The 15411-nt window shown below is 68.2% G+C and carries 17 protein-coding genes; 10 read left to right on the forward strand and 7 right to left on the reverse strand.

Annotated elements, in window-relative coordinates; translation table 11 throughout:
- Window positions 1-206: 206 nt before the first annotated feature.
- Window positions 207-1184, reverse strand: coding sequence for an L-histidine N(alpha)-methyltransferase (gene egtD / locus FHW85_RS20250; protein WP_168649475.1), 978 nt, complete (start codon window positions 1182-1184; stop codon window positions 207-209).
- Window positions 1185-1198: 14 nt separating this feature from the next.
- A complete protein-coding gene (gene egtB, locus FHW85_RS20255; protein ID WP_343203718.1) occupies window positions 1199-2452 on the reverse strand; it encodes an ergothioneine biosynthesis protein EgtB in 1254 nt (417 codons plus the stop codon).
- A gap of 236 nt (window positions 2453-2688) precedes the next feature.
- Here egtB and FHW85_RS20260 point away from each other — a divergent pair, with 236 nt between their 5' ends.
- Window positions 2689-3135, forward strand: a complete 447-nt coding sequence (locus FHW85_RS20260) for a DUF6491 family protein (RefSeq protein ID WP_167257761.1) — start codon at window positions 2689-2691, stop codon at window positions 3133-3135.
- Between the two features lie 66 nt (window positions 3136-3201).
- Here FHW85_RS20260 and FHW85_RS20265 read toward each other — a convergent pair whose 3' ends face one another.
- The 3 genes from FHW85_RS20265 to FHW85_RS20275 form a co-directional block, all read right to left on the reverse strand.
- On the reverse strand, window positions 3202-3570 hold the full coding sequence (locus tag FHW85_RS20265) for a hypothetical protein (RefSeq protein WP_167257762.1): 369 nt from the start codon (window positions 3568-3570) through the stop codon (window positions 3202-3204).
- Window positions 3571-3714: 144 nt separating this feature from the next.
- A complete protein-coding gene (rlmKL, locus tag FHW85_RS20270) occupies window positions 3715-5910 on the reverse strand; it encodes a bifunctional 23S rRNA (guanine(2069)-N(7))-methyltransferase RlmK/23S rRNA (guanine(2445)-N(2))-methyltransferase RlmL (RefSeq protein WP_168649476.1) in 2196 nt (731 codons plus the stop codon).
- Window positions 5907-6467 carry an alpha/beta hydrolase gene (locus FHW85_RS20275; RefSeq protein ID WP_168649477.1) on the reverse strand — a complete coding sequence of 187 codons (561 nt, stop codon included), beginning with the start codon at window positions 6465-6467 and terminating at the stop codon, window positions 5907-5909. The genes rlmKL and FHW85_RS20275 overlap by 4 nt, the downstream gene beginning before the upstream one ends.
- A gap of 64 nt (window positions 6468-6531) precedes the next feature.
- Between FHW85_RS20275 and FHW85_RS20280 the strand changes: the two genes are divergently transcribed.
- From FHW85_RS20280 to FHW85_RS20295, 4 genes are all read left to right on the forward strand, one after another.
- Window positions 6532-7098 (forward strand): N-acetylmuramoyl-L-alanine amidase, encoded by a 567-nt coding sequence (locus FHW85_RS20280; protein WP_168649478.1) that lies wholly within the window; start codon window positions 6532-6534, stop codon window positions 7096-7098.
- 82 nt (window positions 7099-7180) lie between these two features.
- The gene (gene tesB / locus FHW85_RS20285; protein WP_167257766.1) at window positions 7181-8044 is read left to right on the forward strand and encodes an acyl-CoA thioesterase II; all 864 of its coding nucleotides are present in this window, start codon (window positions 7181-7183) and stop codon (window positions 8042-8044) included.
- A gap of 22 nt (window positions 8045-8066) precedes the next feature.
- A complete protein-coding gene (locus FHW85_RS20290; RefSeq protein WP_168649479.1) occupies window positions 8067-8459 on the forward strand; it encodes a hypothetical protein in 393 nt (130 codons plus the stop codon).
- A 102-nt stretch (window positions 8460-8561) separates the two neighbouring features.
- A complete protein-coding gene (locus FHW85_RS20295) occupies window positions 8562-9266 on the forward strand; it encodes an arginyltransferase (protein WP_167257768.1) in 705 nt (234 codons plus the stop codon).
- Between the two features lie 84 nt (window positions 9267-9350).
- On the opposite strand, the gene FHW85_RS20300 is transcribed toward FHW85_RS20295, so the two are convergent.
- Window positions 9351-10865, reverse strand: a complete 1515-nt coding sequence (locus FHW85_RS20300) for an FMN-binding glutamate synthase family protein (protein WP_168649480.1) — start codon at window positions 10863-10865, stop codon at window positions 9351-9353.
- A 247-nt stretch (window positions 10866-11112) separates the two neighbouring features.
- On the opposite strand from FHW85_RS20300, the gene FHW85_RS20305 reads away from it, so the two are divergent.
- The 5 genes from FHW85_RS20305 to FHW85_RS20325 are packed head-to-tail and all read left to right on the forward strand — an operon-like array spanning window position 11113 to window position 15003.
- Window positions 11113-12645, forward strand: coding sequence for a transglutaminase-like domain-containing protein (locus FHW85_RS20305; RefSeq protein WP_168649481.1), 1533 nt, complete (start codon window positions 11113-11115; stop codon window positions 12643-12645).
- A gap of 59 nt (window positions 12646-12704) precedes the next feature.
- A complete protein-coding gene (locus FHW85_RS20310) occupies window positions 12705-13577 on the forward strand; it encodes an SPFH domain-containing protein (RefSeq protein WP_167257771.1) in 873 nt (290 codons plus the stop codon).
- 11 nt (window positions 13578-13588) lie between these two features.
- Window positions 13589-13786, forward strand: a complete 198-nt coding sequence (locus FHW85_RS20315) for an Arc family DNA-binding protein (protein WP_167257772.1) — start codon at window positions 13589-13591, stop codon at window positions 13784-13786.
- A 42-nt stretch (window positions 13787-13828) separates the two neighbouring features.
- Entirely contained in the window at window positions 13829-14209 is a 381-nt protein-coding gene (locus FHW85_RS22455) for a DUF3887 domain-containing protein (protein ID WP_168649482.1), read from the forward strand.
- 14 nt (window positions 14210-14223) lie between these two features.
- Complete coding sequence (locus FHW85_RS20325) at window positions 14224-15003, forward strand: CPBP family glutamic-type intramembrane protease (RefSeq protein WP_168649483.1); 780 nt, start codon at window positions 14224-14226, stop codon at window positions 15001-15003.
- 5 nt (window positions 15004-15008) lie between these two features.
- Here the strand turns inward: FHW85_RS20325 and FHW85_RS20330 are convergent, their stop codons facing one another.
- Window positions 15009-15386 (reverse strand): DUF423 domain-containing protein, encoded by a 378-nt coding sequence (locus tag FHW85_RS20330; protein ID WP_167257775.1) that lies wholly within the window; start codon window positions 15384-15386, stop codon window positions 15009-15011.
- Window positions 15387-15411: the final 25 nt, after the last annotated feature.

Genomic DNA, 15411 nt, shown 5'->3' on the forward strand with positions numbered 1-15411 from the left:
GTTACTTTTTCTTTGGGCCAGCAAAGAAAAAGTGACTCGGGCGCCGGCAGGCGTCCGAAATGCCCGCTGCATAAGCGGCCAGTTCGCGTCACCGCCAAAACCAGGCGATCCCGCAAAAAGATCCCGCCCTACGCCGAAATAGCGAGCAACCCAAAATGCCCACTGCATAAGCGCCCAAATCGCGCCACCGCGAAAACCCGATCAAATCAGCCAGCGCGACGCACCAGATACTGCACGGAGAACAACTCCTCCGGATCCAGCCAAACCTTGGCCACCTCAAGCCCCGCCTTATGCGCCATCGCGGCGAAATCCTCCGGCGAATACTTGCAGCTGTACTCCACCAGCATCGCCTCGTCCTCGCCGAAACTGGCCAGCATCCGCCCCACCCGCACCTTCTGATCACAGGTGCTGATGATGTGCGTCTCGATGCGCCCGGCCAACGGGTTGTAATGCGCGCGGTGGCGATATGCGTCGAGGCGGAAATCGCTGCCCAGCTCGCGGTTGAGGCGTGCCAGCATATTGAGGGTGAACTCGGCGGTGACGCCGGCCTCGTCGTTGTAGGCAGCCTCGATGCGCGCGGCGTCCTTCTTCAGGTCCACGCCGATCAGCACGCCGCCGGCCTCGCCCATTTCGTCGCGCATGGTGCGCAGGAGCTGGATCGCTTCGCGCTGCTCGAAATTGCCGATGGTGGAACCGGGGAAGTAGATGACCGTGCGGCGCGGCGCGCGCGGCGGGATCGGCAGGCGCAGCGGGCGGGTGAAGTCGGCATGCAGCGGCTGCATCGGCAGCGACGGGAAACGCGCGGCCAGGCGCTGCACGCTGGCGGCCAGCGCTTCGGAGGCGATTTCCACCGGCACGTAGCACACCGGCGAGACCAGGTGCTCCAGCAGCTGGCGCGTCTTCACCGCATTGCCGCTGCCGTATTCGACCAGGCGCACGTCCGGCCCCAGGGTGTGGGCGATGTCGCCGGCATGCGCTTCGAGCAGGGCGATCTCGGCGCGGGTGAGGTAGTACTCCGGCTGCTCGCAGATCTGCTCGAACAACTCACTGCCGCGCTCGTCGTAGAACAGCCAGGACGGCAGGCGCTTGGGCTGCGCGCGCAATCCGCGCTGCACGATTTCCAGCAGTTCGCTGGCGGGTGGGCGACGGTCGTCGTCGCGGGGTTCCAGGGCTTGCAGGCTCATTGTTGTTATCTCGCTTACCGGTCGCGTGCCAGGCGCAGGCCGGCGAACTGCCAGCGCGCCTGGGCGGGGAAAAAGTTGCGGTAGCTGGCGCGGATATGCTCGCGCGGCGTGGCGCAGGAGCCGCCGCGCAGCACCCATTGAGCGTTCATGAACTTGCCGTTGTATTCGCCCAGCGCACCCGGCAACGGCTGGAAGCCGGGATAGCTGACGTAAGGCGAGGCGGTCCATTCCCACACGTCGCCGTACATCTGCAGCAGGCCTTCGCCGCTGGCGGCGCGCGGCGCTTGCGCGCGCTCGTCGAGCAGGTTGCCGTGCACCGGTTGGGTGGAGGCCGCGCTTTCCCATTCCGCTTCGCTGGGCAGGCGCGCGCCGGCCCAGCGCGCGAACGCGTCGGCTTCGAAATAGCTGAGCTGGGACACCGGCGCGGCGGGATCGAGCGCGCGGATGCCGCCGAGGCCGTAGGCGCTGTCGAGGTCGTCCTGCCAGTACAGCGGATGCTGCCAGCCTTCCGCCTGCACCGTGGCCCAGCCATCGGAAAGCCACAGCGCGGGTTCGCGATAGCCGCCGTCCTGCACGAACAGGCGGAATTCCTCGTTCGTCACCGGGCGGTTGGCAAGCGCATGCGCCTGCAGCAGGGTGCGGTGCCGCGGGCCTTCGTTGTCGAAGGAAAAGCCATGGCCGTCGTGGCCGATCTCGACGATGCCCTCGCGGCCGTCGATGTAGCGCATCGATTCGACGGGCACACGGTGTTGCGCGGACGGCAGCGCTGCGTCGTAGGCCGGATGCAGCGGGTTGCACCACAGCGCGTGCTGGATGTCGGTGAGCAGCAGTTCCTGATGCTGCTGTTCGTGCTGCAGGCCGAGTTCGACGATGGCTGCGCCTGCGGCGTCGAGGCCGGCTTCGATGCGCTGCGCCACCGCGTCTTCGATGCGCCGGCGATAGTCCAGCACCTCGTCCAGGCTGGGACGCGACAGCAGGCCGCGGCGCGGACGCGCATGCATCGGGCCTACCGTCTGGTAGTAGGAGTTGAGCAGGTAGTGCCACTCGGGATGCGGCGGATGCCAGGCCGGATCGCGGGCGAGCAGGAACTGCTCGAAGAACCACGTGGTGTGCGCCAGATGCCATTTGGCCGGACTGGCGTCGGGCATCGACTGCACCATCATGTCCTCGGCGCTGAGGCCGGCCGACAAGCCGAGGGTGCGGCTGCGCACGCGATGGAAGCGCTGCGCCAGCGACTCGGCGCGCGAGGCGAGATCCGACAGGCTCACGCGGGCCTCCGTTGCAACGAAATGCCCCGTCGAACGTTATAGGAAGGGCTTGGCGACTCGAGGACCCGCATCCAGATACCTTGCCGTAGCAACCGTTCAATTTCCGTGATCCGGCGATGGCAAAGGCTTGACACGCGGCGGCCGGGCGGCGCTCAAATGCGCGCGCACGACGTCGGTGGTTTCACCAGGCAAGGGCCCCGGCAACGGGCAGCACTGTCACCCCTAGAGGTACCCCTATGAAAACCGTCACCGCCATGTTGCTGCTTGCGATGACCACCGCCACCGGCATGGCTCATGCCGACGGTCCGGCACCCGAGCGCCAGCCGATGCGTCCGGTCAGCGAATGCCTGCGTCCGGATCGCGTCAACGAATGGTATGTCGTGGACAACCGCACCGTGATCGCACGCACCGGTCCGGACCGCTACCTGGTCAAGCTCACCGCCGACTGCCCGCGCTTAGGCATCGGCCAGCAATTGCTGTTCCGCGCCAACGACTCCAACCGCGCGGCCGGCCTGGGCGCGGTATGCGGCGAGGTGGGCGAAAGCGTGATCTCGCGCGACCAGCCGCCCTGCGCGATCCAGTCGGTGAGCAAGATCGACAAGGCGAAGTTCGAGAAGCTCGAAAAGCACGCGTCGCAGCACGGCTTCCTCAGCAACGGCGGCACGCCGCCGACGCGGCCATGACGGACGCGCCATGAAACGAAAGAGCCCGGCTTAGGCCGGGCTCTCTTTTTGCGCATCGCGGCGGAATCAATCGCCGTCGTAATAGCGGCTGGTGCGATAGCCGTCGCTGTAGTAGCCGCGCTCTTCGTACACGCGGCGCACGTACACCGGGCGCTCCACCACCACCGGTTCGTCGTAATACACCACGCGCGGCGCCGGACGGTAGTAGACAGGCGGCGCGTAGTAACCGCCGGCGTAATAGCCGCCGCCGTAATACGGGTGGCGATAGTGACCACGGTAGCCGTCGGAGTAGCCGATGCTGACACCCGGCAGATTGACGCCGATGCCCACGCTGACGTGGCTGCGGGCGAAGGACGGGGCGGCGGCCGCGCAACCCAGCAGCACGGCGGCGGCAAGGACCACGCGCTTGAGGCTGGAAGGCTTCGACTTGTTCATGGCTTTCGGTCTCCGAGAGAGCGGCGGCAACGGTGCGGGCGGTCCGGGAAAGGGTGGTGCGGAGGGCCGTTCCGGCGTTGTCTGCCGGTGCTCATGCTCGGGCCGGAGGGCTGAATCCGGACTGAGCATTTTCACCCCGTTTTCCTAGCGTTTACCCCGGTTGTGAATATGCCGCACGCTGTCGCCCCAGGGCGACTCTTCGGCGCGCAGGCGCAGCACCCAGCAGCCGTGGATATCGGCCCGGCGGGCGAAGTCGAACGGGATGCTGGCAGCGCTCCAGTCCTCGATCTCGAAGCGCTCTTCCAGCGCCGCGCGATCCAGCGTGAAGCGGCGGAAATTGTTGGAGAACACGATCACCCCGTCGCCCGCCAGCCGGTCCGCGCAGGCCAGCAGCAGGCGGGCGTGGTCGCGCTGCACGTCGAAGTCGTCGGCCCGCTTGGAATTGGAGAAGGTCGGCGGATCGACGTAGATCAGCCCGTAACGCTCGCGTTCGTGGCGCAGGAACTCCATCGCGTCGGCCTGCATCAGCCGGTGCTTCGTCCCGGTGAATCCGTTCAGGGCGAGATTGCGCGAAGCCCAGTCCAGATAGGTGCCGGACAGATCCACGCTGGTGGTGTCGCGCGCCCCGCCCGCCGCCGCGTAGACGCTGGCGGTGGCGGTATAAGCAAACAGGTTCAGGAAGCGCCGCCCCTCGGCCAGCTCGCGCAGGCGCGCGCGGACCAGGCGGTGGTCCAGGAACAGTCCGGTATCCAGGTAGTCGGTGAGATTGACCAGGAACTGCAGGCCGCCCTCCTCCACCGGGACGAACTCGCCGCGCTGGTCGAACTGCCCGTACTTGGAACCGCCCTTGCCGCGCTCGCGCGTCTTCAGCGCCACGCGATCGCGCGGCACGCCGAACACTTCGCCGGCCACGCGCACGATCTCGCGCAGGCGCAGCCGCGCGGTCTCGGCGGGAATGTCGGCCGGCGCGCGGTATTCCTGCACGTGCAGCCACTGGCCGCCCTTGGCGTCGCCGTAGACGTCGATGGCCGCCGCGTATTCCGGCAGGTCCTGGTCGTAGGCGCGCCAGCAATGGATGGCTTCGCGTTCCAGCCGCTTGCGCAGATGGCGGACGTTCTTCTCCAGGCGGTTCTTCAGCATCTGCGCGCCGGCCGACAGCGGCTTGGCTTCGCGCGGCGTGTCGCCGGCCGCGCGCAACTCGAACAGCAGCAGCACGGTTTCCAGCGCGCCGTTGTACAGCGCGTATTTCTTGTTCGCGCGCAGCGGAATGGCCTGGCCCAGTTCGGCATCGCCGGCCAGCACGGCGGCATGCCAGCCGGCGAAGCGCTGCTTCAGCGTTTCGCCCAGCGCGCGGTACAGCTTGGGCATCGCCTCGCGCTCGCCCAGGCGCTCGCCGTAGGGCGGATTGGTGATGACCAGGCCACGCTCATAGCCGGGCGGGGGCGCCACGTGCAGCGCGTCGTGGCGGTCCAGGGTGAGGAAGCCGGCCACGCCGGCCTCCTGCGCGTTGCGCTTGGCGGTCTGCACCATGCGCGGGTCGGAGTCGCTGCCGAAGAAGCACGGGCGCAGCGCGCGCAGGCCGGTTTCGGCGCGGGTGCGCGCTTCTTCCAGCAAGCTGCGCCACACCGCGATGTCGTGGCCGAGCCAGCCGAGGAAACCGAAATATTCGCGGCGCAGGCCCGGCGCCACGTCGGCGGCCATCAGCGCGCCTTCGATCAGCAAAGTGCCGGAGCCGCACATCGGATCGAGCAGCGCGCCGCCCTGCGCATACATGGCGGGCCAGCCGGCGCGGACCAGCATCGCGGCGGCGAGGTTTTCCTTCAGCGGCGCGTCGCCCTGCATTTCGCGCCAGCCGCGGCGGTGCAGCGGCGCGCCGGCGAGGTCCAGCGACAGCGTGGCGCGGTCGCGGCGCAGGCGCAGGTGGATGCGCACGTCGGGTTCGTCCGTATCCACGTCCGGACGCGAGCCGTCGCGTTGGCGGAACTGGTCGACCACGGCGTCCTTTACGCGCAGCGCGATGAACTGGCTGTGGGTGAGCTTGCTCTGCGCGGTCACCGCCTCCACCGCCAGGGTGCCGTGAGCGGCCAGGTGTTTCGACCAGTCGATGGCTTCCACGCCGGCGTACAGCGCGTCGCCGTCCGCCGCGTCGAATTCCGCCAGCGGCAGCAGCACGCGGCTGGCCAGGCGCGACCACAGGCAGGCGCGGTAGGCGATCTCCAGCGGGCCGGAGAAGTACACGCCGGCCAGCGCCTCGCGCACGTCTTCGGCGCCCAGCGCGGCCAGCTCGTCGCGCAGCAGGTATTCCAGGCCCTTGGGGCAGGTGGCGAAGTAGGCGCTCACTGGACGCCCGCCATGCGGTCGAGGGACGACACGCTACCGAGGGTCAGGCCGTCGAGGAACAGGCGGAACTGCGCGCCGATGGTGTCGACGCTGGAGCTCAGGCGGTGGTCGCCGTCCAGCACCAGCAGCGGCAGGCTGCGGCGGCGGGCGAAGTCGTGCAGGTCGTCCAGCGGGCACAGTTCGTCGTGCCAGCCGTGGATCAGCAGCGTCGGCACGTCCTGGCGCAGGTCGAAGGCCGCCTGGTAGCCGGGAATGGCCACCGGCGTGGCCAGCAGGAACAGGCCGGCCACCGGCCGCTCCAGCGAAGCCAGGCCCGAAGCGAACGCGCCCATGCTGGAGCCGACCAGCACCGGCGGCGCCTCCAGCGCGTCGATGGCCGCGCGCAGGCGCGCCACCCGCGGCGCCACCGAGGCGGCGTAGCCGTGGTGGTCGTCTTCGCGGTAATCGGGCCGCTGCGTGGACCAGCCCAGCGATTCGGCGATGGCGGCCAGCGCGCTGACCTTGGTGGCATCCGGGCCGGAATCCGAACCGTGGGAAAGAATGATCTGGCCGCGCATCGCGGTCTCCAACGAGCAGGTACAAGGCGCCCATGATACCGGGCCGCATGCGAGACTCGCCGGCATGAGCATCCGCGACCACTTTCTTCCGTACGTCGATCTCCTCCCCGAACGCCCCGCCGACGCCGTCGAACTGGTGGTCATCCACTGCACCGAACTGCCGGATCTGGCCACCGCCCGCGAATACGGCGAGCGCATCGTGCACGACAGCGGCACCGGCAACAGCGGCCACTACTACATCGACCGCGACGGCTCGACCTGGCGCTACGTGCCCGGCACCCGCGTGGCGCACCACGTGCGCGGCTTCAATCCGCATTCGATCGGCATCGAGCTGGTCAACCGGGGCCGCTATCCGGACTGGTGGCATGCCGGCAACCAGACCATGACCGAACCCTACCCGGCCGCCCAGATCGACGCCCTGCGCGCCCTGCTGGCCCAGCTGCGCAGCGAATTCCCCCGGCTGCGCGATATCGCCGGCCACGAGGACCTCGACCTGGCCCGCCTGCCGGCCAGCGACGACCCCGGCCGCGAAGTGCCGCGCAAGCTCGACCCCGGTCCGATGTTCCCCTGGGACCAGGTGCTGGCCGGCAGCGGCCTGCACCGCCTGCCGGCGCGGCCGGTCCAGGAGTGAAGAGGGAAGGGGTGAAGGGCCCGGCGCGGCTATAATTCGCGGCGCGGGCCGCCGGCCCGATTCCCCCTTGGATTGCTTAGACATGACGGAAAACCACGTCCGCGAGCTGGTCGACCTGCTGCAGCTCGAACGCCTGGAAGACAACCTGTTCCGCGGCCAGAGCCGCGACATCGGCACGCGCTTCGTGTTCGGCGGGCAGGTGCTGGGCCAGGCGCTGTCGGCCGCGCAGCAGACGGTCGACGGCTCGCGGGCGGCGCATTCGCTGCACGCCTATTTCCTGCGCGCCGGCGATATCGACGCGCCGATCGTCTACAGCGTGGAGCGCACGCGCGACGGCGGCACGTTCTCCTCGCGCCGGGTGGTGGCGATCCAGCACGGCCAGCCCATCCTCAACGGCTCGATCTCGTTCCAGATCGAGGAAACCGGCTTCGAGCACCAGACCGCCATGCCCGAAGTGCCGGCGCCGGAAGACATCGCGCCGATGCAGCCGCTGCCGCCGGACAAGCTGGCCAAGCTGCCGGAGAAACTGCAGCGCTGGCTGGGCCTGGAAGCGCCGATCGAATTCCGCCACGTGTGGCCGCAGGACAAGCTGCACCCGAGCAAGCGCCCGCCCTACCAGCACATCTGGTTCCGCGTGGCCGCGCCGGTGGGCGATTCGGACGTGCTGCACCGCGCCCTGCTCGCCTACGCCTCGGACTTCAACCTGATCGGCACCGCCACCCTGCCGCACGGCATTTCGTACTACACGCACAACGTGCAGATGGCCAGCCTGGACCACGCGCTGTGGTTCCACCGCCCGTTCCGCGTGGACGAGTGGCTGCTGTATTCGTTCGACAGCCCCACCGCGCAGGGCGCGCGCGGGCTGGCGCGCGGGCAGATCTTCAGCCGCGACGGGCGGCTGGTGGCCTCGACCGCGCAGGAAGGCCTGATCCGGCTGCGCCCCTGAGCCGACGGAGTAACATCGCCCCATGCGCCAGATCTATACCTCGCCCCGTCCCGAAAACATCGACCGCGTCGCCTCCATGCTCGGCGAGCACGGCATCGAATGCTCGATCGAGAACCGCTCCAACTGGAACAAGCGCAGCTACGAGCGCTTCAGCTACTCCCAGCGCAAGGAAAACCGCGACCGCTGGGAACAGGTCTGGATCAGCAAGGCCGACGACTACACCCGCGCCCGCACCCTGCTGCGCGAGCTGGGCATCGAACCGGTGATCCGCCACGCCGAGGAACTGGCCCTGGCCCGCAACCCCAGCCCCGACGCGCGCCGCGGCAGCGTGGCCAACCGGGTGCGCCGGATCGTGATGCTGGCGGTGGCCGGCGCCTTCGTGGTGGTGATGCTGCGCTACATGGGGGTGATCTGACCCGGTAGCGGCCTAGGCACCGTCCTACACCGTATGGACGGGCCCGGTGCAGCGGATTTGAGACGCTTGTCACGGCAAGCCGCCTCGGACGTAGAATCTGCCATGCGCTCCGATCGCGTCCGCCTCTTCCAGACCCTGCCCCACGCCTGCGGGTATTTCCCCGACCGCACGGCGCAGAACCTGGTGATCGATCCGGCGGCCCCGCATCTGGACCAGCTGTACGGGCCGGCGCTGGAACGCGGCTTCCGCCGTGCCGGCGGGCATCTGTACTTTCCCTACTGCAGCAGCTGCCGGGCCTGCACGCCCTGCCGCATCGACGTGGAACGCTTCCGCCCCAGCCGCTCGCAGCGGCGCTGCCTGAAGCGCAATGCCGACCTGCAGGTAGTGGAATCCATGGCCGGCTACAACAGCGAGCGCCACGCGCTGTACGAGCGCTACCTGCGCCAGCGCCATCCCGGCGGCGGCATGGACGAGGCCGATGCCAGCGACTTCCGCCGCTTCCTCACCGCGCCGTGGAGCCCCACCCTGTTCCTGGAACTGCGCCAGGGCCCGCGCCTGCTCGGCGTGGCGGTGACCGACGTGTCGCTGCACGGCCTGTCGGCGGTCTACACCTTCTTCGAGCCGGACGAGACCGAGCGCAGCCTGGGCACCTTCGCCATCCTGCAGCAGGTGGAACTGGCGCGCCGCCGCGGCATTCCGTGGATCTACCTGGGCTTCTGGATCGAAGGCCATCCGAAGATGGACTACAAGCGCCACTTCCAGCCGCTGCAGATCCGCACCGTCGACGGCTGGGTGGACATGCCGTAGGTTGGTGTGAGCCGCAGGCGAACCCCAATATCGTCACGTTCAAACGCATCGTATCGTTGGGGTTCGCCTGCGGCTCACCCCAACCTACGCCTGCGGGACGTAGCCCTCCGGATACGGAAACAGCTTCACCAGCGGCACCGAGATGCCGTCGTCGCCCATCACGCGGCAATGCGTGCGGTCCAGTTCGCGCGGCTCTTCCACGCCGCAGCTGTGCGCGATGATGCCGACCTCGCGCATCACGTTGGTGGCGTAGTGATAGACACGCTCGCTCTTGTCGGTCACCACCAGGCCGCGCTGCAGCTTGGGGTTCTGCGTGGTGATGCCGGTGGGACAGGAATTGCGGTTGCACTGCAGCGACTGGATGCAGCCCAGCGCCAGCATGAAGCCGCGCGCCGAATTGACGAAGTCCGCGCCCATCGACAACGCCCACGCCACGTCGTAGGCGGTGATGCACTTGCCCGAGCAGATCACCTTGATGCGCTCGCGCAGGCCTTGCGTGATCAGCGTGTTGATCAGCGCCGGCAGCGCTTCGCGCAGCGGCAGGCCGACGCCTTCCATCAGGGTCTGCGGCGCGGCACCGGTGCCGCCTTCGGAGCCATCGACGATGATGAAGTCCGGCGCGCTCTCGATGCCGCGGCGGCGCACCTCCTCGCACAGCTCGTCGATCCATTCCATGCCGCCGAACACCGCCTTGAAGCCGGTGGGCTTGCCGGTGAGTTCGCGGATATGCGCGATCGCATCCATCAGCTCGCGCACGTTGCCGATGTCGAGGTGGCGGTTGGGGCTTTGCGAGTCCTCGCCCACCGCGATGCCGCGGATCGCCGCGATCTCCGGCGTCACCTTGGCGCCCGGCAGCAGGCCGCCCATGCCGGGCTTGGCGCCCTGGCCCAGCTTGATGCTGACCATCTTCACCTGCGGGTGCCTGCAGATGTCCAGCAGCTTCTGGTCGTCCAGCTTGCCCTCCGGCGTGCGCACGCCGTACTTGGCGGTGCCGATCTCGAACACGATGTCGCAGCCGCCTTCCAGATGGTACGGCGCCAGTCCACCCTCGCCGGTATCCATCCAGATGCCGGCCTTGGCCGCGCCGATCGACAGCGCGCGCACCGCCGGCGCGGACAGCGCGCCGAAGCTCATCGCCGAGATGTTGAAGAACGAGGAATGGCTGTACGGCTCACGCGCATACGGGCCGAGCGTGATCGGCTTGGGCACGACGTGGCTCTGGCCCAGCGAGGGGAACGGCGCGTTGACGAAGAACGGCAGGCCTTCGGCGTGCAGGTCGCGGGTGGAGCCGAAGGCGTTGGTGTTTTCCACGTCCTTGGCCGCGCGGTACACCCACATGCGCTGCGCGCGGTTGAACGGCATTTCCTCGCGGTCGCTGGAATACAGGTATTGGCGGAAGAATTCGCCCAGGTGCAGGAACCAGTAGCGGAAGTGGCCGATGACCGGGAAGTTGCGCAACACCGAGTTGGAAGTCTGGTTGCGGTCCACCAGCCACACCACCAGCACCACCATCACGCCGATCGCCAGCAGCAGCAGGAACAGCGCCGCGAAGGTCTCCACGATCACTACCAGCCAATGCGCAAATGCCGAGGACTGCATGCCTGCTCCCTGCCTGGTTGGTGCGGCCGGCGCCGCACTGTCGGGTTGGTTGAATCCGCCGATCCTCGCACAATCGCCGGGCGGAAAAACGCTTCCGGCCACCGGCCCGGAAACGCAAAAAGCCGCGCCGCCCGTAAGCGCCCCGCAAGCCTTGCCCCAGCCCATTTCCGGTCTCGCTGCATTGCGCATTGACGACAGCCTTAAGTCGGCATTCACTGTCATCCAAGCCGTCCCCACGGATACGCATATGCGACTGAAGACCGCCAAGCTATTGCTGGTGCTGTTGCTGTTGCCGTGTCCCGTCGCCGGGACCATGGCCGCCGACAGCGCGCCCGGCAACTCCGCCGACACCACCTGGATGAGCGTCCTGCTGGGCGGCCGCAAGATCGGCCACCTGCGCATCGACCGCGCCACCGCGCAAGGCACGGTGACCACCACCCAGACACTGTCGATCCTGCTCAACCGCAGCGGCAAGAGCATCCCGCTGAGCAACATGATCCGCAGCGTGGAAAGCACCGCCGGCCAGCCGCTGGGCTTTTCCACCCGCACCTCGATGTCCGCCATGGACAGCACGGTGAACGGCGAGCGCCAGGCCGACGGCTCGTTCCGCATCACCACCACGGTGGGCGGCGCCACGCGCTACGCCTATATCCCCTGGCCGGGCCAGGCCCTGCTCAACGACGCCCAGCGCCGCACCATGCTCGATGCCGCGAAGCAGCCGGGGCTGCGCTACCGCATGGCGATGTTCGACCCCGCCACCCAGCAGGTGATGGACGTGGCGGTGGAAGTGATGGGCAACGAGCCGGTCGACCTGCCCGGCGGCACCGAGACGCTCAGCCACCAGCGCCAGCGCCTGCACCAGGACCGCGGCGACCAGATCCTGGACCTGTGGCTGGACAGCCAGGGCCGCGCCCGCAAGGGCATCATCTCGATGCTCGGACGGCAGCTGGAAATGATCGCCTGCGACCAGGCCTGCGCGCTGGCGCCGGAGCAGGACGTGGACATGTTCCGCGCCGCCATGGTCGATTCGCCGCGGCCGCTCACGCCGAACCTGCGCGATTCCTTCCTGCGCTACCGGCTGACCATCGAAGGCGACATCGCCTCGCCGATCATCAACACCGACGAACAGCGCGTGCTGCACCTGGGCGGCCACGACTGGCAGATCGACATCGGCAACGCCTACGCCGGCGGCCAGGCGCCGCCGCAGCCGGAAGACCTGCGCGCCAACGACTGGCTGCAGTCCGACGCGCCGGCGATCCGCGCGCTGGCCGCCGAAGCCGTCGGCACGGCGGTCGACAACCGGCAGAAGATGCGCCGGCTGCGCAGCTTCGTCAGCCACTACATCACCCAGCACGGCCTGGACATCGGCTACGCCTCGGCGCTGGAAGTGGTGAACACGCGCCAGGGCGACTGCACCGAATACGCCGTGCTGCTGGCCGCGATGGCGCGCGCCCAGGGTATTCCGGCGCGGGTAGTCACCGGCATGGTCTACGCCGACCGCTACGCCAGCACCTCGCGCGTGTTCGTGCCGCACGAATGGGTGCAGGCCTGGGTGGACGGGCGCTGGCAAAGCTACGACGCGGCGCTGCGCCGCTTCGACAGCACGCATATCGCGCTGGACACCGGCGACGGCGACCCCTGGCATTTCTTCGCCATCACCAATCTGTTCAACGCCATGCAGATCGTCGACGTGATGCCCTCGTGGGAGTTCATGAGCACGGCCCCGGTGGTGGCGGCACCGGCCGCCCCGGTGGGCAACGGGGGCGGTGGCAGCCACTAGGCACTTGCAAGTGACATCATTTTGATATCAGATACCTCCCATCCAAGGGAGGTATCACCATGAATGAGCGTCAGGGTTTTTCGCTTGCCGGTATCCCGTTCGTCGGTTTCTGCCTGCTGCTGGGCGCCTTCGGCATCTGGCTGGTACTCAGCTCGGCCGGCCACCAGCCGCCGCTGGCCGGCTTCTTCGGCGGCGTGGTCGTGCTGGTGTTCACCGCGTTCCTGCTGAAGGGCTTCTTCCAGGTCGCGCCGAACGAAGGCCAGGTCATGCAGCTGTTCGGCAAGTACGCCGGCACGGTGCGCACGGAAGGGCTGCGCTGGACCAATCCGTTCTTCACCCGCCGGCGCGTCTCGCTGCGCGTGCGCAACTTCGAGAGCGGCAAGCTCAAGGTCAACGACAGCGACGGCAATCCGATCGAGATCGCCGCGGTGGTGGTGTGGCAGGTGGTGGATACGGCCGAGGCGGTGTTCCAGGTCGACGACTACGAGAACTTCGTGCATATCCAGAGCGAGTCGGCGCTGCGCCAGATGGCGCAGAACTACCCCTACGACGCGCACGACGACGGCAAGCCCTCGCTACGCAGCCACGGCGAAGTGATCAACAACCATCTGCGCGATGAGATCCAGGCGCGCCTGGACAAGGCCGGCGTCAGCGTGATCGAGTCGCGCATCAGCCACCTCGCCTACGCCCAGGAAATCGCCCAGGCCATGCTGCAGCGCCAGCAGGCCAGCGCCATCGTGGCGGCGCGCGGACGCATCGTGGAAGGCGCCGTCGGCATGGTCGCCATGGCGCTGGACAGCCTGCGCCAGCAGGGCGTGGTGGAACTGGACGAAGAGCGCAAGGCGGCCATGGTCAGCAACCTGCTGGTGGTGCTGTGCGGCGACCGCGCCACGCAGCCGGTGGTCAACGCCGGCACGCTCTACGGCGGCTGAGCGAGTCGCGCGTGCCGGCCGAAAAGAAAGCCTATCCGCTGCGCATCAGCCCCGCCGTGCTGGAGGCGATGCAGCGCTGGGCCGACGACGACTTGCGCAGCGTCAACGCGCAGATCGAATACGTACTGCGCGAAGCGCTGCGCAAGAGCGGACGCCTCAAGGCCGGCCAGGCCGCGCCGGTGGCGGACGACCAGGACGATCCCACCTAAATCCACGCAATCCGACACCGACAGGAACAGGGGAACCGCACCGTGAAGAAGTCGCTGGCAGTCATCGTCTGCCTGGGTATCTGTTTGTCCGCCGCGGCGGGCGCGCGTGCCGAATCGCCGTGCGAAACCGCCTCGGCGCATCTGCTCGACGCGCTCGACAAAGGCGACTACGCCGGCGCCACCGGCGATTTCAACGACACCATGAAGGCCAAGCTGCTGCCGGAAAAACTCGGCCAGATCTGGCCGGCGGTGACGCAGCAGTTCGGCGAGCGCGGGGCGCGGGACGCGGCGACCGTGGTACCGGCCGGCGATCTCACCGTCGTGCTCACGCCGCTGCATTACGGCCAGAGCACGATCGACTCCAAGGTCACCTGCGATGCGCAAGGCAAGGTGGCCGGGTTCTTTATCCAACCGCATCACTGAGCGAGGACATCGCCATGACCGCCCTGCCCGCTGCACCGCTACCACGCTTGAAGCTGGCCTTGCTGCTGGGGTTGGCAGCGGTCATCGCAACGCTCGCGCTGCTGCCCTACGTATTCGGCGTGCTGATGCCGCTGCAGCGTGGCGGCGCGCACATGTCGCACCTCACCGTAGCGGGGTTGGTACTGCTTCAGTACGGCCCACCCAGCTTCATCTTTGCCTGGCTCGGATTGTGGTTCGGCGAGCGCTACGGCTTGACCGCGCCCTGGCTGCGCGCCTGGGTCTATCGCCAGCCGCCGCCGCGGTCACCGCAGCGGTGGTGGTGGGCGATCCTGCTGGGCATCCTCAGCGCCCTGCCCACCATCGCCATCACCACCGACTGGCAGCAGCTCGGCCATCCATCCGCGGCGCGGATGCTGGACTGGGCATGGCGCGGCGCACTGGCGATGTTCCAGGGCGGCATCACCGAAGAGATCATGTGCCGCCTGTTCACCATGAGCCTGCTGGTGTGGCTGATGGCGCGCCTGGGTGGCGGCGTACGGCCATGGATGTTCATCGTCGCCATCGTAGTTGCGGCCTTGCTGTTCGGCGCCCTGCATCTTCCTGCCGCCGTCAGCCTCGGCATGGCCGGCAGCCCGCTGGCCATCGTCCGCATCGTGCTGCCCAATCTGATCGTGGGCCTGCCCTGCGGCTGGCTGTTCTGGAAATACGGACTGGAACACGCGATGGTCGCGCACTTCGCCGGAGATTTCGTGTTGCACGTCGGCTCGCAACTGGTGCTGGCAGCGCTGGCCTGACACCCTCAGCCACTGCGTTTCGCGGCACCCCAGCCCAGCAGCAACCATCCCGCGATAAACGCCACGCCGCCCAGCGGCGTGATCGCGCCGAACCAGCGCGGCGCGCCCAGCGCCAGCGCATACAGGCTGCCGCTGAACAGCACGATGCCGATGGCGAAGGCGATCACCGCGCGGCGCCGGTGCGGTGCGTCGAGCACGAAGAGCGCCAGGCACAAGGCCAGCGCATGCCACACGTGGTAATTCACCGCCGTGTGCCACAGCTCGGTGCCGCGTTCGTCCAGCACACCGCGCAAGGCGTGCGCGCCGAAGGCACCGAGGATTACCGCGCTGGCGCCGGCGAAACCGGCCAGCAGGCCGGCGGCGGAACTGACACTTTGTCGCATGGGAAAGGCGTCCTCGGGCTGGCGG

The sequence above is a fragment of the Dyella sp. SG609 genome, assembly GCF_012275375.1.
GTDB classification, from domain to species: Bacteria; Pseudomonadota; Gammaproteobacteria; order Xanthomonadales; family Rhodanobacteraceae; genus Dyella_D; species Dyella_D marensis.